Source organism: Planosporangium thailandense (assembly GCF_011947195.1).
In the GTDB taxonomy this organism is placed as follows: domain Bacteria; phylum Actinomycetota; class Actinomycetes; order Mycobacteriales; family Micromonosporaceae; genus Planosporangium; species Planosporangium thailandense.
On record NZ_JAATVY010000001.1, the window covers coordinates 542316 to 564058 of the forward strand.

Consider the following 21743-nt stretch of genomic DNA (forward strand, 5'->3'; position numbering starts at 1 on the left):
ATGTGTCGCAGACCCGACGGGGCACACCGGCGATCGTCGAGATCTCAGGCCCTGGCCCGGAAGGCGCGCCGGTACGCCGTCGGCGAGGTCCACATCGCCCGGCCGAAGTGGTGCCGGTAGGTCACCGGAGTCTCGAAACCGACGGCCCCCGCGATCTGATCGATCGGGGCATCGGTCGTCTCCAGCAGGGTCAGGCTGGCCTGCACCCGCTGGTCGATCAGCCATCGGATCGGGGTGGTGCCGGTGGCGCGGGCGAAGTGCCGCAGGTACGAGCGGGCCGACATGTGCGCGCGCCGCGCGAGCCCGTCGACGGTGATCGGCTCGGCGAGGTGTGCCAGCGCCCATGCCATGCTGTCGGCCACCCGGTCGTCGCCCGGGTCGACGGTCATCGGCGCCTCGATGAACTGCGCCTGCCCGCCGTCGCGGTGGGGCTGGATCACCAGTCGGCGGGCGACCGCGTTGGCGATCGCGGCGCCGAAATCCCGCCGGACGACGTGCAGGCACAGGTCCAGGCCGGCGGCGCTGCCGGCGCTGGTGAGCACCGCCCCGTCGTCGATGTAGAGCACGTCCGGATCGACCTCGACAGCCGGGTACCGGCGCCGCAGCAGTTCCGCGTAACGCCAATGGGTGGTGGCCCGTCGCCCGCCGAGCAGGCCCGCGGCGGCCAGCGCGAACGCGCCGGAGCAGATCGACATGATGCGGGCGCCGCGCCCGTGCGCCCGCCGCAGCGCCGCGGCCAGCTCGGGTGTCGGCTCGGCGCGCACGTCGGGCACGCCCGGCACGATCACCGTCGCGGCGTCGGCGAACACGTCCAGCCCGTACGGCGACGACAGGCTCGCCCCGCCGAGCATCCGCACCGGCCCGGGCCGGTCGGTGCACACGGTCAGCTCGTACCAGTCGACCTCCAGCTCCGGGCGCGGCAGGCCGAACACCTCGGTGACGATGCCGATCTCGAACGCCGACATGCCCTCGTACGCGAGGACGGACACGGTGCGGCCGGGGCGTGGTGTCATGGCGGGATCTTAGCGAACGGTGTCATTCACGCCGGTAGTGCGCGTCGGCGGGGTCCGGCACCATCGGGGCATGTCCTACATACTCGCCACCGCGCCCGCCCCGTCCGCACAGGCGCTCGCCCACTTCGCCGCCCGGCTGTCGTTCGAGACCGACGTCAGCGACGTGCGGGCCGACCTCGTTGCCGGCGTACCCGGGCTGGTCGTGGTCGACACCCGCGGCGCCCGGGCCTGGCAGCAGGGTCACCTGCCGGGCGCCGTCCACCTGCCCACCGCGGAGATCGCGGCGCGGGCCGCCGACCTGATCCCGGTCGGTACCGCGGTCGTGACGTACTGCTGGGGGCCGGGATGCAACGGCGCCACCCGGGCGGCGTGCGAGTTCGCCCGGCTCGGCTACCCGGTGAAGGAGATGATCGGAGGGTACGAGTACTGGGTGCGCGAGGGCTTCCCCGTGCAGACCGCGACCGGGCTGCGCCAGCGGCCGGTGGACGAGTTGACGGCGCCGGGCGCCGCGGTCACCTGCGACTGCTAGGCGTGGAGGGTGCGGACGTCGATGGTGACGCGCTCCAGTACGTCGGTGTCCACGATTGCGCCCGACCCGGGGCCGTCAGGTGCTTCCAGGCAGCCGTCCACGAGCTCGAAGGACTGCGTGATGTCCTGGGCGTAGTAGCGGCTGGTCGCGGAGATGTCCCCGGGCAGGGTGAAGTTCGGCAGCGTCGCGAGCGCGAGGTTCGCGGCTCTGCCCACCCCCGTCTCCAGCACGCCGCCGCAGAACACCGGCACGCCCTGGGCCAGGCAGAGGTCGTGGATCGAGCGGGCCTCGAGGTAGCCGCCCACCCGCGCCGGCTTGATGTTGACCACGTCGGCGGCGCCCAGGGCGAGCGCGGTGGCGGCCGAGTCCAGGCTCGTCACCGACTCGTCCAGGCAGACGGGTGTCGCGATCGCCTCCCGCAGCCGCGCGTGCGCGATCAACTGTTCCTTCGGGAAGGGCTGCTCCAGCAGCAACAGGCCGAACTCGTCCAGCCTGCGCAGCACCGTGAGATCGGACGTACGGTACGCCTGGTTGGCGTCCACCTGCAGCGGCAGGTCGTCGCCGAAGGCGCGGCGTACCGCGGCGACCGGCTCGACGTCCCAACCGGGCTGGATTTTGAGCTTGACCCGCCGGTACCCGTCGTCGAGGTAGCCCTCCACCCAGCGCAACAGCTCGTCGAGGTCGGCGGCGATGCCGACCGATACACCGACCGGCACCCGCCGCCCGCTTCCGCCGAGGTAACCGGTCAGCGACATGCCGGCGCGGCGCAGTTCGGCGTCGAGGATCGCCGTCTCCAGCGCCGCCTTGGCGAGCTGGTTTCCGGGCACCTCCTGCATGAGCTGGCGGGCCCGGCCGGCGCTGACCGGCCCGTCGGCGACGACCAGCGGAACGAGCACCTGTTCGATCAGGTCGCGGGCGGCGGTCAGGTACTCGGGAAAGAACACCGGCCGTGGATCCGCGGCGCATTCCCCCCAGCCCTCGCTGTCGTGCTCGATCCACCGGACGAGCAGCAGTTCGCGGACGGACTCCACCGAGCGGGAGGTGCGGAACACGCGCACCAGGGGCATCCGTACGGTGCGCAGTTCGACCTGTACGCCGGTCACGGGCGATCGTCTCCTCGGGTCAGGATGTAGTAGCCGTCGGTGGTGATGCGCCGCGCCCGGAATCCGGCCTGGAAGGCACCGCCGAGCGCGTCGCGGACGGCCAGTCGCCAGCGCATCGCCAGGACCGGATCGCCGCGGCGCATGCCCTCGATGTCGGGCGGAATCCACACCGCCAGCGCGTCGCCGTCCTCGCCGTCCTCCGCGCGGGGCCCGCCGTCGTCGGCGGGTTCGAGGAGGCGGCGTTCGTGCCGGAGGTTGCCGCCGTCGCCCGGGGTGGGTGCGACGAGATCCCACACCACGGTCAGCCGGTCGGTCAGGTCGGAGCGGTTGACCGCGTCGTGCATCGGCGGGTAAAAGTCGGGCACGTACTCCACCGCGCTCGCGCCGAGGCGGTTGAGGTTGAAGTGGGCGTTGCGCCGCACCAGCGGATCGTAGGTCCACGCCATCGTCGTGGCGCCGCGTTCGAGGGCCCACAGCCGTTGGGTCTGCTTGAGCGCCAACCCCACGCCCCGGCCGGCGTGGTCGGCGTGCACGCCGGCGATGAGGGAGTACAGGCGGTCGGACTGCGGTGCGCCACCGACGCCGACGGCGACACCCACGATCGTGCCGTCGGTGTCCACCGCGCCGAGCACACAGCCTCCGGCGTGACCCAGGCTGGTCAGCAGGTCGCTCTGCAACGGTGACGATTCCACCGCCGTCCCCCAGATGGCGGCCAGCAGCGTGGCCGCCGCGACGCAGTCGCCCGCGCTGTGCAGCGGGCGGACCGTTACACCGGCCCGCCGCATACCCTCCCGGGCATCCCGTTCGGCTGCGTCACGGGCGCTGGTCAGTTCGCTGGTCACCGTCACGGGCTCCCGGGTCCGAGGCGTCGCCGCCTTGTCGAGTGAAACAAATACACCAGTGCCTCACGTCGCGGGTGTGATGAGGTCGCGGGCCCGCAGCGCCAGCCACAGTTCCGCGATGTCGGCGGTCTGGCGCAGGTCCCGGCCGGTGATCTCCTCGATCCGCGCGATCCGGTAGACCACGCTCTGCCGGTGGATGTGGAGTTGCTGGGACGTGAGCTTCCACGACCGTTGGCAGGACAGAAACGTGTCGAGCGTGTGGACGAGCGCTCCGCCGTGCTCGGCGTCGTGCCGCAGGAGCCGGCCCAGCACCCGATCTACCACGGCTTGGGCCTCGTTCGCGTCCCTCATCACCGACAGCAACGTCGCGTCGCCGTACCGGGAGATCCGCCCCATCGTTGCGCCCGCCGTACCGGCCGCCCACACGGCCTCGCGTGCGGCGGCCGGCGCCCGCTCCGGGGTGGCGAGCACGTCGCTGATTCCGATCAGGGCGCTAGGGCCGAGCCGTTTGCGCACGATGGCCAGGGTCTGCTCGGAGGGCTCCAGCAGGGCGTAGAAGATGGCGCCCCGGCGCAGCAGCAGGTGGCTGATGTCGCGGCGCCCCAGGCTGACGTGCAACTGCTGGATCCCGGTCGCGCTCGCGTCCCGGACCGCCAGGAGCGCCACGTCCGACGGCTTCAGTCCCCGGGTGCGAAGCTCGTACTCGGCGTCGTCCGGCGCGAGCCGGCCGTCGAGCAGGTGCGAGAGCAGTTCCGCCCCGATGCGCCGTTCGTGCTCACGGCGCATCGCCCGATGCGTCAACACCACCGCGGTCGCGGTCGCGACGTGCTGGAGCAACCCGATGTCCGGCGGGGCCAGCCGGAAGTCGTAGGCGACCAGTACGGTCGGCTCGTCGTCGGGTACCTGGACGGCGAGACCACGGTGTCCGTCGCCGGAGACGTGGATGACGCCGGGAAGGGAACCGTCGTGGCGTTCGATCTCGGCCATCAGACAGTCGAGGAAGCCCGGCGGTATCGTCGGCGTGCCGTCGATCGCGTCCCGGCCCGTCTCCGCGTCGACCAGCGCCAGCCGGCAGGACATGTCGCGGGCCAGTCGGCTCAGCGCGGACGTGTGGTCGTGGCTCGCCACCGCGTTACGGACCGTGTTGTAGACCCGCTCCATCAGGGCGAGGCGCTGCGCTTCGTGGCTGGTGTTGCCGTCGGCCACCGCGCGCGCGATCGCCGCGAAAGCTACCGAGTAGGGGGCCAGGATGAGCGGCAACCCCGCCTGGTCGGCCGCTTCCAGCAGCGCGGGGGTCAGGTCCGGCGTGTGCGGATCCAGGCCGATGACCAATGCGGTCACCTCGGCGTCTGCCAGGCTGACGAGGAAGGTCTGCTGATCGTCACCGCGGGACGGCATGGTGCGCCCGTTCTTCATCAGAAGCTCGCCGCCGACCAACCACTGCCACGGAGTGTCGAGGTCGGAGGCGTGCGCCCATTTCACCGGCGCCGCCAGCCCGGCGCTGCCCGCCGCCACCTGAAGTCGAAGGTGGGGCATCTCCACGAGGTCGGCGACGGTGACGGCCATGCGGACCCGTCCTTCAGGTGGATGCCTAAGCAATGATCTTCCTCGTACGGTTGTCTAGTGTGCCCGTGCCAATTTATAAAAATCAAGTATTCCGCCGCCCATGACCTGGGGCGATGCTGTCAGTTCTATGGCAGCGTGAAGGAGCGGTAATGGACATGACACGAGCGGATGCGGATTCTGCGCCGTTACGGGATTCGACCGATACGCAGCGCCTCAACCGAGGCTTCAGTTTCCGGGCCGCCCTGTCCCTCGCGTTCGCGGACGTGTCTCCGATCGTGGCGGTCTACGCCATCTTCACCCTGGGCCTGTTCGCCGCGGGGCCGCGGTTCTTCTGGGCGTTCCCGATCGTCCTGGTCGGCCAGTTGATGGTCGCCGCGGTCTTCGGCGAACTCGCCTCCCGCTGGCCGTACGCGGGCAGCGTCTACCAGTGGGCCCGCCACGTGAAGGGCACGTCGTGGGGTTGGGTCGCCGCCTGGGCATACATGTGGGGCCTGACCATCGCGCTGTCGACGCTGGCCTACGCGGCGGCGGGATTCCTCATCGAGATCGCGGGGGTGCAGAACCCGAGTCGGACGCTGACCGCCGTCCTCGCGCTCGTGATCGTCGCCCTGGGCTCGGCCACGAACATGGTGGGCCGGAAGGTCCTGAAGTTGATGGTCACCGCCAGCATCGTCTGCGAGATCGTCGGCTCGGTGGGACTGGGCACGGTGTTGTTGCTGTTCTACCGGCAGAACCCGGTCCACGTCCTCTTCTCCGGCGTCGATCTTCACCTCGGCGGGGCGTGGGCGACCGGCCCGATGCTGCTGGCGATCGCGTACGTCGGCTGGTCCTTCCTGGGCTTCGAGGCGGCCGGATCGATCGCCGAAGAGGTGGAGAACCCCGAGCGCAACGTTCCCAAGGCAATCATGCTGGGCCTGCTGCTCGTGGCGCTGATCGTCATGTACTCCAGCGCCGCGCTCATCCTCGCGATTCCGAACCTGGACAAGGTGCTCTCCGAGCAGTCCGGGGACCCGGTCTCCGCCACGCTCGTGCACCACTTCGGTGCCGGCATCGGCCGCCCGCTGTTGATTATGTTCGTGGTCGGGTTCCTGTCGAGCTTCCTCGCCGTGCAGGCGGCGGTGTCCCGGTGTATCTGGGGTGCGGCTCGCGACCGCGGACTGCCCGCCTCCGGTCTGCTGAAGAAGCTCGCCGGCCCGGAGCGGCTTCCCGTCTACGCGATCGGCCTGACCGGCGTCGTCGCCGGTCTGCTGGTCCTGGTCGCCGGTTCGGACTTCTACGCGGTCCTGGTCAACTTCACCACGATCGGCTTCTACATCGCCTTCGGCGTACCGGTGATGGGGGCCGCGCTGGCGCGGCTGCGCGGCACCTGGGTGCCCGGGGCCTTCACGCTCGGCCGGTGGGGCGCGCCCGTCACGTACCTCGCGGCCGCCTGGATCATCTTCGAGACGGTCAACATCGTCTGGCCGCGGTCGGCGCCCGGCCAACCCTGGTACATCACCTGGAGCATGCTGCTCACCACCGCGGTGCTCGGCGTCGTCGGCGCGGTCATCTACGCCGTCGTCCGTACGAGGATCGACGCGCCGGTGGGCGACCGCCTCCAGGCCGCGACGGCCGTGGAAGGTGACGCCGCATGAGCGTCGTCCTCGTGACCGGCGCCGCCTCCGGGATCGGCGGCGCCGTCGCCTCTTCGCTGCGGGACAACGGCTGGACCGTCGCCGGGCTCGACCTCCAGCCCGCCGCCGGCGTCGCGCTGGCCCTCACCGCCGACGTCTCCGACCCCGCCGCCGTCGCGGCTGCCGTCCGTGCCGTCCGCGAGGGGCTCGGCCCGATCGACGCACTCGTCACGGCGGCCGGTCACTACGAGATGCTGCCGGTGTCGGAGATCAGCCCCGAGTCCTGGCATCGGATGCTCCGGGTACACCTGGGTGGCCTGCGCAACTGCCTGTCGGTGGTACTGCCGGACATGCTGGACCGGGGGCGGGGCTCGGTGGTGGCTGTCACCTCCGAACTGGCGATCGGGGGAGGGGACGGGGACGCCCACTACGCGGCGGCCAAGGGCGCCATCATCGGGCTGGTCCGCAGCCTGGCCACCGAGGTTGCCCCGCGGGGGGTACGCGTCAACGCCGTCGCTCCCGGCCCGACCGACACCCCGCTGCTGTCTCCCGACTCGCCGTGGCGTGACCGGGAGTTCCTGGCGACCGTGCCCAACCGGCGACTGACCCGTCCCGACGAGATCGCCGCCGTCGTGCGGTTCCTGCTCGACGAGGGCAACTTCTGTATCGGGGAAGTCATCTCACCCAACGGGGGAGTGGTGATCTGATGGCGCAGGAATTCACCCGCGTCGGACTCGTGACCGGCGCCGCCCAGGGCATGGGGGCGGCCATCGCCGCGCGCCTGGCCGCCGACGGCGTCCACGTGGGCGTCAACGACCGCGTACAGACCCCGCAACTGCTCGACGTGGCCAGCCGCGTCGGCGGCTTTCCCGTACCGGCGGACGTGTCCGACCGCGGCCAGGTGTTCGCCGCCGTCGCGCAGGTCGAGCGCGACCATGGGCCGATCGGTGTGCTGGTGTGCAACGCGGCGTACATGACGATGGGGGCGTTGACCGAGCACGACGAGGCCGACTGGTGGAAGGTGGTCGACACCAACCTGTCCGGTACCTTCCACCTGATCCAGGCCGTCCTGCCCGGCATGCGCCGGCTCGGCGGCGGGCACATCGTCATCATCGCGTCGGAGTGGGGCGTCACCGGCTGGCCCCGGGCCACCGCGTACAGCGCCTCCAAGGCCGGCCTGATCGCGCTGACCAAGACGCTCGGCCGGGAACTGGCGCGCGAAGGTATCTACGTCAACGCGATCGCGCCGGGGGTGACGGACACGCCCCAGCTGGAGGTGGACGCCGCCGACGCGGGACTCTCCCTGGAGCAGATGCACGCGGAGTACGCGAAGGACATTCCGCTGGGGCGGATCGGGCAGCCGCAGGAGATCGCCGCCGGCGTCAGCCTGCTCACCCACCCGGACATGGGGGCGCTCGTCGGACAGGTATTGCAGATCAACGGAGGAACCACCCGGTGCAGGGTATGAAGAATGAGATTCGTGGCCAGGTCGACGGGATGGTCGTTCCCAGGTACGCGGGTCATTCGACGTTCGCGCGGCTGCCGCGCCTGGAAGACGTGCCCGGATATGACGTCGCGATCGTCGGTGTGCCGTTCGACACCGGGGTGACCTACCGTCCCGGCGCACGGTTCGGTCCGGCGCACATCCGCCAGGCGTCGCGGCTGCTGCGGCCGTACAACCCGGCGCTGGACGTGTCGCCCTTCGCACGCCAGCAGGTGGTCGACGCCGGCGACCTGCCGTTCAACCCGTTCGACATTCCGACGGCCATGACGCAGATCGAGGACGGCGCCTATGAGCTGATCCGCGACGGCGGGCTGCTCGTGACGCTCGGCGGCGACCACACCATCGCGTACCCGTTGCTGAAAGCGGTCAACCGGGTGCACGGTCCGGTGGCGCTCGTGCACTTCGATGCCCACCTGGACACCTGGGACACCTACTTCGACACCCCGCTGACGCACGGGACGCCGTTCCGCAGGGCCGCGGAGGAGGGGCTGTTCCTGTCCGGGCACAGCGCGCACGTCGGCATCCGCGGCTCGCTGTACTCGCCGAACGACCTGGCCGACGACGCCGAGCTGGGATTCACGATCGTGCACTGCATGGAGTTCCAGCGGCGTACCGTCGACGACGTGATAGATCGACTCGCGCGGGCCATCGGGGACGCGCCGCTGTACGTCTCCATCGACATCGACGTGCTGGATCCATCTCACGCGCCGGCCACCGGTACCCCGGAAGCGGGCGGGATGACCAGCCGGGAGCTGCTCGCGGTGCTGCGCGGGTTCGACGGGCTCAATCTCGTCGGAGCCGACATCGTCGAGGTGGCGCCCGCCTACGACCACGCGGAGATCACCGGTGTGGCCGCGGCCAACGTGGCCTACGAGCTGGTGTCGCTCGCGGCGCGCAACCGCGCATGATCACCGCTGCGTCGCCGGTTCCCTGGCCGGACGGCAAGCGCGCGGCGGCCGCCTTCACCTTCGACGTGGACGCGGAGTCGGGGGTGCTGGGTGCGTCTCCCGAGGCGGCCTCGCGGATGTCGGTCATGAGCCATCAGGCGTACGGCCCACTGGTGGGAGTTCCCCGTATCCTGTCGATTCTGGAACGCCACGACGTCCGGTCGACGTTCTTCGTACCCGGATACACCGCGGTGCGCTATCCGCAGGTGGTACGCGCGATCGTCGACGCGGGGCACGAGATCGCTCACCATGGCTACCTGCACGAGGCGATGGCCGGGCTGAGTGAGGTGGCAGAGGCGGAGATCCTGGACCGCGGGCTCGAAGCGATCGAGAAGGCCGCCGGCGTCACCCCGGTCGGCTACCGCGCCCCGATGTGGGAGCTGAACTACCAGTCACCGGCGCTGCTCGCTCAGCGGGGCTTCCTCTATGACAGCAGCCTGATGGACGCCGACGTGCCGTACGAGCTCGCCGTCCGGCCGGGGGCCGTGGAGCGGAACCTGGTCGAGATACCGATCCAATGGGCGTTGGATGACTGGGAGCAGTACTGCTACATCCCTGATTTCTCGGGCAGCGGCCTGATCGAGAGTCCCCGTAAAGCGGCGGAGATCTGGCGTCTGGAGTTCGAGGGCCTGCGCTCGGTCGGCGGGTGCTTCGTGCTCACCAACCACCCTTTCCTGTCCGGTCGCCCGTCCCGCGCCGCCGTCCTGGAGGAGCTAATCGCACACGTGGTCTCGTGCGACGACGTCTGGGTCGCGCCGCTGGCCGAGATCGCGGCGTACGTTCGCGGGCTGGGGCTCGTGCCGCGGTCGGTGCCACAGCCGGAGCTGTAGGGCTCGCCGGCCGTACGAGCGGATCCGGCGTACCGTCCGGTGTGGACGGTACGCCGGTCGCGTCGGGACGCCGGCCGGGTGTCGCCCGGCCGGCGTCACGGGTACCGGCCGGTCAACCGGTGGGGTTGACCGGCCGGGATCGTCACCCGGAGACGATGCTCACTCGGGGATGAGGGAAACCTTGACCGACTTGGTGCCGTCCGCGACCAGGTCCAGGCCCTCCTGGAACTTCGACAGCGGCAGCTGGTGGGTGCAGATCTTGTCCATCGGCAGCTTGCCGGACTCGAGCATGCGGATCGCGGCGGGCCAGCAGTGCGGGCCCAGGTGCGCGCCGAGGACGTCGAGCTCCTTGTCGTCGCTGATGATGCTCCAGTCGACCGTCACGTTGTCTTTGAAGACGCTGTACTCGACGTACGTGCCGAGCTTGCGCAGCAGGTTCAGGCCCTGCGGCACCGCGGACGGGTGGCCGGTGCCCTCCAGGTACACGTCGGCGCCGTAGCCGTCGGTCAGGTCCTTGATGATCTGGACCGGGTCTTCCCTGCCGATGTTGATGGTGAGGTCCGCGCCGCAGAGCTTCGCCAGCTCGAGCTTGCTGTCGGCCATGTCGAGGGCGATCACGTTGGCGGGGAACTTCGCCACCGCACCCGCGATCATGCCGAGGCCGATCGGGCCGCAGCCGGCGACGACCACCACGTCGTCGAAGCGGATGTTGGCCCGCTCGACGGCGTGCAGCGCGCAGGAGAGCGGCTCGGTGAAGGCCGCGTGCGCGGGCGGCAGGTCCTTGGAGATCTTGTAGACCAGGGCCTCAGCCGGGAAGATCATGTACGACGCCATGGCGCCGGGGGTGCGCCGCTTGAAGCCGTAGAGGTCGTGCGGGGCGCACATGTGGTAGTCGCCGCGCTGGCAGTAACGGCACTCCCAGCAGGGGACGATCTGCTCGGAGACGACCCGGTCGCCGACGGCGACGTTCCAGCGCTTCGCGGCCTCGTCGTCAAGCGACACGATCGTGCCGGTGAACTCGTGACCGGGGATCACCTCGGTCTCGGCCCAGGCGGGGCGGTTCTCGTCGCCCCAGAACTTGGCCGCGCCGTGGTAGGCCTTGAGGTCGCTGGCACAGATTCCAACGGCTTCGACCTTGACGAGTGCTTCGCCCGGGCCAGGCTTGGGAACCGGCACCTCCTCGAGTCGGTAGTCCATCGGGCCGTGACAGACAACCGCCTGCATCGTGTCGGGAATTGTGGTCTCCACCGGGTCTGCTCCTAGGGTGTGCGGGCCGTACGGGACCCGGACCTGCGTTCGGTCGGGCGCGCCGACTGGCTCGGCGCGATCCGTGTGGTGGCGCAGGCGCCGAGTCACGGTCCAACAGATATCAGATGAAGTGTTATGTGCGACAAGGTAGGCCTGCCTGTCCGGCGTGTCCAGTGGGTCGGGACGGAAGAGCGCCGTATTTCTCCCTGTTGGTGGCCCTTTCCACCGCCGGCCGGAGGGGCAGGTACGCTCCGCGTCACCGCGTTCGGCGGTGCGCTCGGAGCACGATGGTGCGCCTCGTGAGCGTCAATCCATCACTGACTTATGTGATCCGAGCGGATACTAACGTGATTTTTCGATCTTTGATTGGGGGGCTCCGGGTGCGACTACCGGACTCACCGCGACCGTCGAGCAGCGTGGGCGACGCCGCGCGGCCCGGCCGCGACACGGACGACGTCAGGCCGGTTCGACCGCGGACGTCGTCGTGACGGGCGGGAGCGCCGCCAGCGGCGGCGTATGGGTCGGAACCGGCTGGAAGATGAACAAGACGATCGCGGAGGCGCGGGCCTACTGCCGGAAACTGGCCCAGGCGGATCTTCCGGCCGGCGTCCAGGTCTTCGTGTTGCCGCCGTTCACGTCGCTCGCCGCGGCGAGCGACGAGCTCGGCCCCGACAGCGGCGTCCTGGTGGGAGCGCAGAACGCGCACTGGGCCGACAGCGGGGCGTGGACCGGCGAGATCTCGATGCCCATGGCGCGTGACGCCGGCGCCGAACTGGTCGAGATCGGCCACTCGGAACGGCGGGAACACTTCGGCGAGACCGACGAGACGGTAGGTCTCAAGGTCGCCGCGGCGCTCCGGCACGGCCTCGTACCGCTCGTGTGCGTCGGCGAGCCGCGCGCCGTCCGTGCCGCCGGCGACGCCGAGGAGTACGTGCTGGGCCAGGTCGAGGCCGCCGTCGCCGGCATCCCGGCGGCCCGGATCCCGGACGTGATCGTCGCCTACGAGCCGGTCTGGGCCATCGGCGTGGGCGGTACGCCGGCGACACCGGAGCTCGTTGCCCCGGTCATGGGCGCGATCGCGGACCGGTTGTCCGCTCTCACCCAGGGCGCCGGCTGCCGTGCCCTGCTCTACGGCGGTGGGGTCGACCGGGCCAACGCGCCCGATCTGCTGCGTCTGCGGCACGTGGACGGCCTGTTCGTGGGGCGTGCGGCGTGGGACGTCGACGGCCTGCTAGCGCTCGTCGACCTGGCCGCACGCCATCGGGAGGCCGAGCGCGGCTAACGACTGTGGACTCCCGTGCGGAGTTCACAGTCGCGAATGTGGTTGGCGTGGGCCCCGGTCCCACGCCAACCACGTGCGTATATACGCACGAACCTGGACGTAGCTGGGTGGATCAAGCCGGTAAGATCACCGTAACCGAACCGTAACTTGTGAAATTCGCAGTTCATCTTGCGCGATTCGCAGTTCAAGTTTCAGACTCTGCCACGGCCCGTCACCATCTCCGAGCCCTGTCGGGCCTCGCAGCGAGAAGAGCAGACTGTGCGCAACCTTCCGGCATCAACACAGCGAAAACGAGCGATCATCGCGGTCGTATGGGTGGTTCTGGTCATCGCGATGTTCGCCGGTACGAAGTTTCAGAGCACGGCCGCCGTCGCGAAGAGCCAGCCTGCGGCGTTCAACGCGACGACCTACGCCAAGCAGAAGTGGCCGGACCTCGTTCAGAAGATCGACAGCAAGGCGACCGACGTCGCGACGCTTGCGCCGGCTGTCGAGGCCAACCTGGCGGACGCGGGCAAGAAGTACGGCGAGGACCTCGGTGCGGGCAGCTACGCGTTCCCGGTCAAGGCGACCGGTACCGTGTCGGCGGTCGACGACAACTTCATGACGCTGGCCGTACCTGGCATGCCCGCGAACGACACCGTGCGGATCCCGCTGGGGATGGCGTTGAGCGGTTCGCCGATCCGTGACGCCACCGGCACGATCCACTACGGCGACTTCACCGACCAGACGGACTACCAGGACGTCGCGAACGCGCTGAAGGCGATGGCCCAGCAGGAAGTCCTCGCGAAGATCACGCCGGCGTCCCTCAAGGGCAAGCAGATCACGGTCGTCGGCGCCTTCGGGTCCGGTGGGCCGCCCAACTCCTACCTGATCGACCCGGTGAAGATCGAGGCCGCGCAGTGACCGGCTCCGACAACACCGTGACCGGTTCCGGACGCAGCGGCGAGGTCGTTCTCCGCGCGATCGACATCGTCAAGACCTACGGCGCCACGCAGGCGCTCAAGGGCGTCAACTTCGAGGTGCGCCGCGGCAAGGTGACCGTGCTGTTCGGTGAGAACGGCGCCGGCAAGTCGACGCTCATGAAGATCATCTCTGGAGTCGAGCAGCCGACCTCCGGCCACCTCGAACTCGAGGGCAACCGGATCAGCCTGTCGTCTCCCAACGACGCGCGGGCGGCCGGGATCGCGATCATCCACCAGGAGCTGAACCTCTGCGCGAACCTGAGCGTGCGGGACAACATCTTCCTCGGGCACGAGCTGACCAACAAGGGTGGCGCGGTCGACTACGGCCGCGAGTCCGAGCTGGCCCAGCAGGTACTGGACTGGCTGGAGGAGCCGATCTCGCCGGAGACGCTGGTCGGAGACCTGCGGCTCGGGCAGCAGCAGATCGTCGAGATCGCACGCGCGCTCGTCGCCGACGCGCGCATCCTGATCATGGACGAGCCGACGTCGGCGCTCAGCGCTTCGGAGGTCACCGTCCTCTTCAAGGTGATCGCGGACCTCACCAAGCGCGGCGTCGCGATCGTCTACATCTCGCACCACCTCGAGGAGGCGATCGAGGTCGCCGACGAGGCGGTCGTCTTCCGCGACGGCCAGCTCGTCGCCACGGCCCCGGCGGAGGAGATCGACCTGCCCTGGGTCGTCCAGCAGATGGTCGGCCGCGCCGCCGATTACGACTTCTCCGACCGGCCGCGCGAGTACGGCGACGTACGGCTGTCGATCCAGGGCGTGAAGGTGGTGTCCCCCGACGGCAGCGGCCGGCTCTCGGTCAACGACGTGTCGATCGACGTACGGGCGGGCGAGATCGTCTGCCTGTACGGCCTGATGGGCGCCGGCCGTACCGAGCTGATGGAGGCGCTCGCCGGGCGTGAGCCCATCGCGGCGGGGCGCATCGTGCTCGACGGGGAGGACGTCACGCACCTGTCGATTCCCGACCGCATCGCGAAGGGCATGGTGCTCGTCCCCGAGGACCGTCAGCGTGACGGGCTCGTCCAGCTCATGTCCGTGGGGCAGAACCTGTCGCTGTCGAGCATCGCGAACCTCGTCAAGGGCCCGTTCGTCGCCCGCAAGCGCGAAGCCGTCGAGGTGGACGCACAGGTGAAGGATGTGCGCGTCAAGACGGCCGGCAGCCGGGCGCCGATCACGTCCCTGAGCGGCGGAAACCAGCAGAAGGTCGTGATCGGGCGGGCGCTGATGACGCAGCCGAAGGTGCTGCTGCTCGACGAGCCCTCGCGCGGTATCGACGTGGGTGCCAAGGGCGAGATCTTCAGCCTGCTGTTCAAACAGGCCGAGCGCGGCCTGGCCGTCCTCTACGTCACGTCGGAGATCAGCGAGGCGCTGTCGGCGTCGCATCGCTTGATCGTGATGAGCAAGGGTCGGGTCGTCCGCGAGTTCGACCCGGCCCGGACCACACGGGCGGAAGTCATGGCGGCGTCGGACACCGACGCGGCCGCCCACAACGGGAGTTCCTCATGAGCGGCCGTCGCGACAGGCAGGGGCCTGCCTCGGGTTGCAGCGGATCGGAAACCGGGAGAGAAAAGTGCTAGCGCGTCTGAAGGCCAACCGGAGCGCGATCATCGCTGAGGGCCGAGCATTGCTGGCCCTGGTCATCATCGTCGTCTTTTTCGCGTCGATGTCCTCGCGATTCCTCGACACGACGAACCTCGTCATCATGACGCGTCACGTCGCGTTCAACGCGATTCTGGCGCTGGGCATGCTCCTGGTCATCCTCAACGGCGGGATCGACCTGTCGGTGGGCTCCACCGTCGGACTCTCCGGCATGGTCGCCGGCTACCTGCTCAAGGGCTGGGAGATCCCCGGGACCCACCAGGTCGCCTACCCGTCGGTGTGGGTGGTCATTCTGGTCGGCTGCCTGGTCGGCATGCTGGTGGGTGTCGTCAACGGCATCCTCGTGGCGAAGCTCAACGTGGCGCCGTTCATCGCGACCCTCGGCATGATGTACGCCGTCCGCGGCCTCGCGGAGCTGGTGGGCAACGGGCAGACGTTCACCCAGCTGTTCGGGCAGAAGGCCCTCGGCAACACCGGGTTCGTGTCGACTCTGCACGACAACGTGCTGGGGCTGCCGTTCCCGATCTGGGTCATGATCGTCCTTACCGTCCTGTGCTCGCTGTACCTGACGCGGACGCCGTTCGGCCGCTGGCTGTACGCGTCCGGCAGCAACGAGCGGGCGGCCGCGCTGTCCGGCGTCCCGGTCAAGCGTGTGCAGGTCCGGATCTACGTGCTGGCGGGTCTGTGCGCCGGCATCGTCGGCCTGCTGCTGACCGCTGACCTGTCGGCCGCGGTGCCCGAGGGCGGTAGCGGCTACGAGCTCAACGCCATCGCGGCGGTGGTCATCGGTGGCGCCGCGCTGTCCGGCGGCCGCGGCACCGTGCGCGGCACGATCATCGGCGCCTTCGTCATCGGCTTCCTCGTCGACGGCCTGGTCCTGATCGGTGTGTCGGTGTTCTGGCAGGAAGTCATCAAGGGCGCGGTGATCATCGTGGCCGTCGTCGTCGACCAGGCGCAGCAGCGGCTGCAGAAGCGCCGCACGGCCAAGCAGGTCAGCGGGCCCGGCTCGAGCCCGGCGGCGCCCGCCGCGCGTTCCGAAAGCACCGTCATGACCAGGGCCTGACCTGGCCGGCGTCAGACGATTCAAAAATCAGGAAGGATAAGTATGTTCAAGAAGCACCTCGCCTGGGCGGTGTTACCGGTCGCAGCGGTCGCGCTGGCCGCCTGTGGGTCGTCGTCGGACTCGAAGTCCGACTCGGGCTCGGGCTCGGCCAAGAACGCTGCCAACAAGACGATGGCGATCATCACGGTCGACCCGTCGAACCCGTACTGGAAGGCCGAGGTCGACACGGCGCAGGCTGAGGCTAAGAAGCTCGGCTACAAGACGACCGTGAACGCGCACAACAACGACCAGACCAAGCAGAGCAACTTCATCGACGCGGCGATCAGCGCCAAGGTGAGCGCCATCATCCTCGACCCGGCGGGTGCGAAGGAGAGCATCGGCGCGGTGCAGAAGGCGACGAGCGCGGGTATCCCGGTCTTCCTCGTCAACGCCGAGATCGACCAGCAGGGGATCGCGAAGTCGCAGATCGTCTCGAACAACTCCCAGGGCGCCACGCTGGGCGCTCAGGAGTGGGTCAAGGCGATGGGCGGCAAGGGCGACTACGTCGAGCTGTTCGGCCAGCCGACCGACAACAACGCCAAGGTGCGGTCGGACGCCTACCACGGCGTCATCGACCAGTACCCGGACCTGCACCTGCTCCAGAAGGAAACCGCCAACTGGGACCGCCAGCAGGGCAAGCAGAAGATGGAGATCATGCTCCAGGCGCACCCGAACATCACGGGCGTGATCGCGGGTAACGACGAGATGGCCCTGGGCGCGATCCAGGCCCTCAAGGACGCCAACAAGCTGTCGCAGGTCAAGGTGCTCGGCTTCGACGGCAACAACGACGCCGCCGCCGCCGTGGCGAACGGCGAGATGGTCGCCACCGCGCTCCAGCCGATCGTGCAGGGCAGCACCATGGCGGTCGACCAGGCCGACCAGTACCTGAAGACCGGCAAGACCGGCGCCAACGCGGAGAAGCAGGCCATCAACTGCGTCCTGATCACCAAGGACAACGCCGCGAAGCTGCACGACTTCGTGGTGGCTCAGTGACACCGTCCGCGTACGGACGTTCCTAGCGAGGAAATTCGATGATCCCGGTTAGGCTCGGCGCCGATATCCGCGCCGAGCCTGACCGGGGCAGGGCGTGGCCATCGGCACCACTGACCTGGCACTTTGCGGCCGGTCGAGGGCGGCGTCGAGGACCATTCCCGCACCGGGCTCGTCGCTTTGCGAACGCGACGGTTCTCCCGACGGCGCGGCGTGGCCGGCTCGACTATGTAACGAGGTGCGGTAATGGCTGAGGAACAGGCGGATCACGCGGGTGGGTCCGCGAGCGCCAGGCGCGAGCGGAAGACGGAGATCCGCCAGCGCCTGATCAGTGAACATGTGATCAATGTTGGATCGTGTACCGCACAGGAGCTCGCGGCGACCTTCGGCGTGAGCATCATGACGATCCACCGCGACCTGGACGCCCTCGAGCGCCGGGGCATCGTCCGCAAGTTCCGCGGCGGAGTCACCGCGCAGCCGTCCGGCGTGTTCGAGTCACAGCTGTCGTATCGCATGACGTCGAACGAGGCCGAGAAGAACGCGATCGCGAAGGTCGCCCTCGAGTACGTCGAGCCGGGCATGTCGGTCATGTTGGACGACTCGACGACCATCCTGCGCATGCTGCCGGGCCTCGCCGAGCTTGCGCCCCTGCACGTGACGACGACGTTCCTCACGGCGCTGACCCGGCTGGCCGAACTGGCGACGGAGACGGACCTCACCATCATCGGGCTCGGCGGCGTCTACGACGTGCCGCACGACTCCTTCGTCGGCCTGCAGTGCATCGAGCAGATCTCCGGGATCAGGACGGATGTCCTCTTCACGTCGACTTCGGCCGTGTCCGGCTCCTACGCCTTCCATCAGGAAGAGCGCATCGTGGAGCTGAAGCGGGCGATGGTGCAGGCGGCGACCAAGCGCTACCTGCTCGTCGACCACACCAAGCTCGGACGCGTCGCGCTGCACCGGGTCGTCCCGCTCGACGTGTTCGACCTCGTCATCACCGACTCCGGCGTCGACCCGGCCGTGCTGGAGGCGTGGGCCGCGAGCGGAATCAGATATCGGGTCGCCACGGTGGATGCCGCAGGCGCGGACGGGAGCCCGTCCATGCGCGCGCCGACCGTGACGGAGCTTCCGCGGCTGTGAACCTCCCCCCACAGCCGCGTCGCCGGCCCTCGACAGGCGTGTCGGGGCCAGCGTCTTTGTGAAACACATGAATGAGCGGAGTTAACGGTGACGTACCTTTATGACGATCCTGCGCGGTTCAAGGACGACGTGATCGGCGGGTTCGCCGCCGCGTACGCCCGTTACGCGTCGCGCGTCCCCCGCGCGTCTGGATTCGTCCGCAACGGCGGCCCCCGCAAGGGCAAGGTCAGCCTCGTCGTGGGTGGAGGTTCCGGTCACTACCCCTCGTACGCCGGCATCGTGGGCCGCGGGCTCGCGGACGCGTGCGTCCTCGGGGACGTGTTCACCTCGCCGTCCGCCGAGCAGGTCTACCGGGTCGCCCGGGCGGCCGACGGCGGCGCGGGCGTCGTGCTCGCCTTCGGCAACTACGCCGGTGACCGGCTCAACTTCGCGGCCGCTCAGGAGCGGCTGATCGCCGGCGGCACCGACACCCGCATCGTCTACGTCACCGACGACATCGCGTCGGCCAGCCCCGAAGAGAAGGACAAGCGCCGGGGCATCGCGGGTACCGCCACGGTCTACAAGATCGGTGGCGCCGCTGCCGACAGCGGGTACGACCTGGACGGCGTCGAGCGCGTCATGGCCGCCGCGAACGCCGCGACGTACTCCTACGGCGTCGCGTTCGGCGGCTGCACGCTGCCCGGCCGCAAGGAGCCGCTGTTCACCGTCGCCGACGGCCAGATGGAGTTCGGGCTCGGCATCCACGGTGAGCCCGGGGTGCGCTCCGCGGCCTGGATGCCCGCGGCCGACCTGGCCGCCGAGCTTGTCGGCGCGCTGCTCAAGGAGCGCCCGTCCGACGCCGACGGCAGGGTCGCGGTGATCGTGAACGGCCTCGGCGCCACCAAGTACGAGGAGCTGCTCGTCCTCTACGGCCACGTGGACCGGCTGTTGCGGGAGGCCGGGCTGACCCTCGTGCTGCCCGAGGTGGGCGAGCTCGTCACCAGCCTGGACATGGCGGGGTGCTCGGTCTCGCTGACCTGGCTCGACGACGAGCTCGAGACGCTGTGGAGCGCGCCGGTCGACACCGCGTCCTTCCGCCGCGGCGACCCGTCCAGCTTCCCGTCGTACGAGCCGGTGGCGCGCGCCGACGCCGACGACGACCCGGAGGTCGGCGAGGCGGCGTCCACGCCTGTGTCGCGGCAGGCCGCGGTGACCGCCCGTCAGGTCCTGTCCGCGATGAACGACGCCGTCGTCGCGAACGAGGAGCAGTTGGGCCGCATCGACGCGGTCGCCGGGGACGGCGACCACGGCATGGGCATGGTCCGCGGCATGAAGGCGGCGCTGACCGCCGCGCAGGCCGCCGAGCACGGTGGTGTCGGGTCGGTGCTGCGGGCCGCCGGTGACGCCTTCGGCGACCGCGCCGGCGGCACGAGCGGCATCCTCTGGGGCATCCTGCTCACGTCCGTCGGCGTCTCGCTGGGCGACACCGAAGCCGTCACGCCGGAGCGTCTCGCGGCCGCGGTGCGCCACGGCGCCGAGACCGTGCAGCGGATCGGCAAGGCCCAGATCGGCGACAAGACGCTGCTGGACGCCCTGTTCCCCTTCGTCACCTCGTTCGAGGGCGCGGTCGCGCAGGGTCGCCCGGTGGCGCAGGCGTGGGCCGACGCCGCGGCCGAGGCGGTACGGGCGGCTGCGGCAACGGCCGACCTCGTCGCCCGGATGGGGCGCGCCCGGCCGCTCGCCGAACGAAGCCTCGGCACGCCCGACCCGGGCGCCGTGTCCATGGGCATCGTGCTCACCGCCGCGGCCGAGGTGCTCAAGGCCTCGGACACCTGCAACAACTGAAGGGAACACCGCACATCATGGGTTTTCGTGTCGTCGTCGGTTCGGATGACGCCGGTTACCAGTACAAGCAAGCCATCGCGGACGACCTGCGCAACGACCCCCGCGTCGACGAGGTCATCGACCTCGGCGTCCACGAGGGCGCTCTCACCGACCGCAGCTACCCGCAGATCGGGCTGGCCGCGGGGCAGAAGGTCGCCGCGGGTGAGGCCGACCGGGCGGTGCTCGTCTGTGGCACGGGCATCGGCATGGCGATCTCGGCCAACAAGGTGCCGGGGATCCGGGCCACCGTCGCCCACGACTCCTTCAGCGTCGAGCGGTCGATCCTGTCCAACGACTGTCAGGTCCTCACGCTGGGGCAGCGCGTCATCGGCCTCCAGCTGGCCCGCCGGCTCGTCAAGGAGTGGCTGGGCTACACCTTCGATCCGTCGACGCCGTCGGGCGCGAAGGTGGCCGTGATCAGCGACTACGAACACAGCTGCTGAGCCCCAATCCGGTGATGCGTCCGGGCCCGGCGCTGTCGCGAAGGCGATCAGCGCCGGGCCCGGCGACGTCGGCGGGCGGGGCGACCCGCCGCGACGTGAACGAAGGACGGTTATGAAAGCTGTTGTACTCACCAACCCCGCGCCGCTTTCCGCGCGGCCGCTCGCCGTCACCGACCGCGCCGAGCTGCGACCGGGACCGGGCGAGATCGTGATCGACGTCGCGGCGTGCGGGGTCTGCCGGTCGAACCTGCACATGGTCGAGGGCGACTGGGTCGACGGCGGGGTGCCCGCCTTCACCCCGATCGTGCCCGGCCACGAGGTGACCGGCACGGTCTCCGCCGTCGCACCCGACGTCACCCATCTGCGGGTCGGTGACCGGGTCGGGGTCCAGCCACTGTGGTCGACCTGCGGCGTGTGCCGGTACTGCAGGTCCGGCGCCGAGCAGCTCTGCCAGTCGAAACACATCACCGGCGAGACGGTCGACGGCGGGTACGCCGAGCAGATGCTGGCGAAGGCGGCCCACGCCTACCCGCTGCCGGACGCGCTCGACGTAGCCGAGGCGGCGCCCCTGTTCTGCCCGGGAATCACGGCGTACGGCGCGGTGGCGAAGGCCCGGCTGACGCCGGCGAAGAGCGTCGCCGTCTTCGGCATCGGCGGAGTCGGGCACATGGCGCTGCAGTTCGCGAAGCTCACCGGCGCGGAGACCGTCGCGGTCACCCGCGGCGGGTCGCGGCAGTCCCTGTCCGAGGAGCTCGGCGCCGACCGCGTCGTCGACGCGTCCGGCGGCGACGCCGGGGAGGTGCTGCACAAGGCCGGTGGGGTCGACGCCACGCTGGTCTTCGCCCCGTCCGACGACGCGGTCCGCCAGGCCGTCCAGGCGACCAAGCCGGGCGGAATCATCGTCATCGGCGTACACGCCAACATCGGAGCGGTTCCGTTCCCCGAGGAGAAGACGGTGGTCGGTTCGCTCCTCGGCTCGCGACAGATGATGCGCGAGGTGCTGGAGATCGCGGCCACCGGGCGGGTGCGGGTGGTCGCCGACGCGCTGCCGCTCGACCGGGCGGCCGACGCGCTCGCCCGGCTCAAGCGGGGCGAGGTGCGCGGCCGGCTCGTACTCCTCCCGCGGGCCTGAGGGCGAACGTACGTGCGGCGGTGGCTCCG

20 protein-coding genes are annotated in these 21743 nt (G+C 69.9%); 15 read left to right on the top strand and 5 right to left on the bottom strand.

Going from position 1 to position 21743, the window contains the following annotated elements; translation table 11 throughout:
• Positions 1 to 44 precede the first annotated feature (44 nt).
• Positions 45 to 1013 carry a transcriptional regulator FtrA gene (gene ftrA, locus HC031_RS02565; RefSeq protein WP_167923462.1) on the bottom strand — a complete coding sequence of 323 codons (969 nt, stop codon included), beginning with the start codon at positions 1011 to 1013 and terminating at the stop codon, positions 45 to 47.
• 70 nt (positions 1014 to 1083) lie between these two features.
• Here ftrA and HC031_RS02570 point away from each other — a divergent pair, with 70 nt between their 5' ends.
• Positions 1084 to 1542 carry a rhodanese-like domain-containing protein gene (locus tag HC031_RS02570; RefSeq protein ID WP_167923463.1) on the top strand — a complete coding sequence of 153 codons (459 nt, stop codon included), beginning with the start codon at positions 1084 to 1086 and terminating at the stop codon, positions 1540 to 1542.
• On the opposite strand, the gene menC is transcribed toward HC031_RS02570, so the two are convergent.
• The 3 genes from menC to HC031_RS02585 form a co-directional block, all read right to left on the bottom strand.
• Entirely contained in the window at positions 1539 to 2645 is a 1107-nt protein-coding gene (gene menC / locus HC031_RS02575; protein WP_338090445.1) for an o-succinylbenzoate synthase, read from the bottom strand. The two genes, HC031_RS02570 and menC, sit on opposite strands and share 4 nt — an antisense overlap.
• Positions 2642 to 3487, bottom strand: a complete 846-nt coding sequence (locus HC031_RS02580) for a GNAT family N-acetyltransferase (protein WP_167923464.1) — start codon at positions 3485 to 3487, stop codon at positions 2642 to 2644. Before HC031_RS02580 ends, menC begins: the two co-directional genes overlap by 4 nt.
• Positions 3488 to 3550: 63 nt before the next feature.
• Entirely contained in the window at positions 3551 to 5053 is a 1503-nt protein-coding gene (locus HC031_RS02585) for a PucR family transcriptional regulator (protein ID WP_167923465.1), read from the bottom strand.
• Between the two features lie 155 nt (positions 5054 to 5208).
• Here HC031_RS02585 and HC031_RS02590 point away from each other — a divergent pair, with 155 nt between their 5' ends.
• The 5 genes from HC031_RS02590 to HC031_RS02610 are packed head-to-tail and all read left to right on the top strand — an operon-like array spanning position 5209 to position 9947.
• The gene (locus tag HC031_RS02590) at positions 5209 to 6687 is read left to right on the top strand and encodes an amino acid permease (protein WP_167923466.1); all 1479 of its coding nucleotides are present in this window, start codon (positions 5209 to 5211) and stop codon (positions 6685 to 6687) included.
• The gene (locus HC031_RS02595; protein WP_167923467.1) at positions 6684 to 7373 is read left to right on the top strand and encodes an SDR family NAD(P)-dependent oxidoreductase; all 690 of its coding nucleotides are present in this window, start codon (positions 6684 to 6686) and stop codon (positions 7371 to 7373) included. Before HC031_RS02590 ends, HC031_RS02595 begins: the two co-directional genes overlap by 4 nt.
• Positions 7373 to 8134, top strand: coding sequence for an SDR family NAD(P)-dependent oxidoreductase (locus tag HC031_RS02600; protein WP_167923468.1), 762 nt, complete (start codon positions 7373 to 7375; stop codon positions 8132 to 8134). Before HC031_RS02595 ends, HC031_RS02600 begins: the two co-directional genes overlap by 1 nt.
• Positions 8131 to 9078 carry an agmatinase gene (gene speB / locus HC031_RS02605; RefSeq protein WP_167923469.1) on the top strand — a complete coding sequence of 316 codons (948 nt, stop codon included), beginning with the start codon at positions 8131 to 8133 and terminating at the stop codon, positions 9076 to 9078. The genes HC031_RS02600 and speB overlap by 4 nt, the downstream gene beginning before the upstream one ends.
• Positions 9075 to 9947, top strand: coding sequence for a polysaccharide deacetylase family protein (locus tag HC031_RS02610; protein ID WP_167923470.1), 873 nt, complete (start codon positions 9075 to 9077; stop codon positions 9945 to 9947). The genes speB and HC031_RS02610 overlap by 4 nt, the downstream gene beginning before the upstream one ends.
• 159 nt (positions 9948 to 10106) lie before the next feature.
• On the opposite strand, the gene eltD is transcribed toward HC031_RS02610, so the two are convergent.
• The gene (gene eltD / locus HC031_RS02615) at positions 10107 to 11171 is read right to left on the bottom strand and encodes an erythritol/L-threitol dehyrogenase (protein ID WP_205862201.1); all 1065 of its coding nucleotides are present in this window, start codon (positions 11169 to 11171) and stop codon (positions 10107 to 10109) included.
• 508 nt (positions 11172 to 11679) lie between these two features.
• Here eltD and HC031_RS02620 point away from each other — a divergent pair.
• The 9 genes from HC031_RS02620 (at position 11680) to HC031_RS02660 (ending at position 21714) form a co-directional block, all read left to right on the top strand.
• Positions 11680 to 12477, top strand: a complete 798-nt coding sequence (locus tag HC031_RS02620) for a triose-phosphate isomerase (RefSeq protein WP_338090446.1) — start codon at positions 11680 to 11682, stop codon at positions 12475 to 12477.
• A 315-nt stretch (positions 12478 to 12792) separates the two neighbouring features.
• A complete protein-coding gene (locus HC031_RS02625; protein ID WP_167923472.1) occupies positions 12793 to 13380 on the top strand; it encodes a DUF2291 family protein in 588 nt (195 codons plus the stop codon).
• On the top strand, positions 13377 to 14951 hold the full coding sequence (locus HC031_RS34230) for an ATP-binding cassette domain-containing protein (RefSeq protein WP_205862112.1): 1575 nt from the start codon (positions 13377 to 13379) through the stop codon (positions 14949 to 14951). Before HC031_RS02625 ends, HC031_RS34230 begins: the two co-directional genes overlap by 4 nt.
• A 64-nt stretch (positions 14952 to 15015) precedes the next feature.
• Entirely contained in the window at positions 15016 to 16107 is a 1092-nt protein-coding gene (locus HC031_RS02635) for an ABC transporter permease subunit (RefSeq protein WP_205862113.1), read from the top strand.
• 42 nt (positions 16108 to 16149) lie between these two features.
• Entirely contained in the window at positions 16150 to 17139 is a 990-nt protein-coding gene (locus tag HC031_RS02640; protein ID WP_167923473.1) for a D-ribose ABC transporter substrate-binding protein, read from the top strand.
• 243 nt (positions 17140 to 17382) lie between these two features.
• Entirely contained in the window at positions 17383 to 18276 is an 894-nt protein-coding gene (locus HC031_RS02645; RefSeq protein WP_167923474.1) for a DeoR/GlpR family DNA-binding transcription regulator, read from the top strand.
• 87 nt (positions 18277 to 18363) lie between these two features.
• A complete protein-coding gene (locus HC031_RS02650) occupies positions 18364 to 20100 on the top strand; it encodes a dihydroxyacetone kinase family protein (RefSeq protein ID WP_167923475.1) in 1737 nt (578 codons plus the stop codon).
• A 17-nt stretch (positions 20101 to 20117) separates the two neighbouring features.
• Entirely contained in the window at positions 20118 to 20582 is a 465-nt protein-coding gene (locus HC031_RS02655; protein WP_167923476.1) for a ribose-5-phosphate isomerase, read from the top strand.
• A 112-nt stretch (positions 20583 to 20694) separates the two neighbouring features.
• Positions 20695 to 21714, top strand: coding sequence for an alcohol dehydrogenase catalytic domain-containing protein (locus tag HC031_RS02660; RefSeq protein WP_167923477.1), 1020 nt, complete (start codon positions 20695 to 20697; stop codon positions 21712 to 21714).
• Positions 21715 to 21743 lie beyond the last annotated feature (29 nt).

Excerpts from the sequence above, each read along its gene's own strand:
- ftrA (WP_167923462.1), bottom strand. The coding sequence starts at position 1,013 with ATGACACCACGCCCCGGCCGCACCGTGTCCGTCCTCGCGTACGAGGGC.
- HC031_RS02570 (WP_167923463.1), top strand. The coding sequence starts at position 1,084 with ATGTCCTACATACTCGCCACCGCGCCCGCCCCGTCCGCACAGGCGCTC.
- HC031_RS02585 (WP_167923465.1), bottom strand. The coding sequence starts at position 5,053 with ATGGCCGTCACCGTCGCCGACCTCGTGGAGATGCCCCACCTTCGACTT.
- HC031_RS02590 (WP_167923466.1), top strand. The coding sequence starts at position 5,209 with ATGACACGAGCGGATGCGGATTCTGCGCCGTTACGGGATTCGACCGAT.
- HC031_RS02595 (WP_167923467.1), top strand. The coding sequence starts at position 6,684 with ATGAGCGTCGTCCTCGTGACCGGCGCCGCCTCCGGGATCGGCGGCGCC.
- HC031_RS02600 (WP_167923468.1), top strand. The coding sequence starts at position 7,373 with ATGGCGCAGGAATTCACCCGCGTCGGACTCGTGACCGGCGCCGCCCAG.
- speB (WP_167923469.1), top strand. The coding sequence starts at position 8,131 with ATGAAGAATGAGATTCGTGGCCAGGTCGACGGGATGGTCGTTCCCAGG.
- HC031_RS02610 (WP_167923470.1), top strand. The coding sequence starts at position 9,075 with ATGATCACCGCTGCGTCGCCGGTTCCCTGGCCGGACGGCAAGCGCGCG.
- eltD (WP_205862201.1), bottom strand. The coding sequence starts at position 11,171 with ATGCAGGCGGTTGTCTGTCACGGCCCGATGGACTACCGACTCGAGGAG.
- HC031_RS02640 (WP_167923473.1), top strand. The coding sequence starts at position 16,150 with ATGTTCAAGAAGCACCTCGCCTGGGCGGTGTTACCGGTCGCAGCGGTC.
- HC031_RS02645 (WP_167923474.1), top strand. The coding sequence starts at position 17,383 with ATGGCTGAGGAACAGGCGGATCACGCGGGTGGGTCCGCGAGCGCCAGG.
- HC031_RS02655 (WP_167923476.1), top strand. The coding sequence starts at position 20,118 with ATGGGTTTTCGTGTCGTCGTCGGTTCGGATGACGCCGGTTACCAGTAC.
- HC031_RS02660 (WP_167923477.1), top strand. The coding sequence starts at position 20,695 with ATGAAAGCTGTTGTACTCACCAACCCCGCGCCGCTTTCCGCGCGGCCG.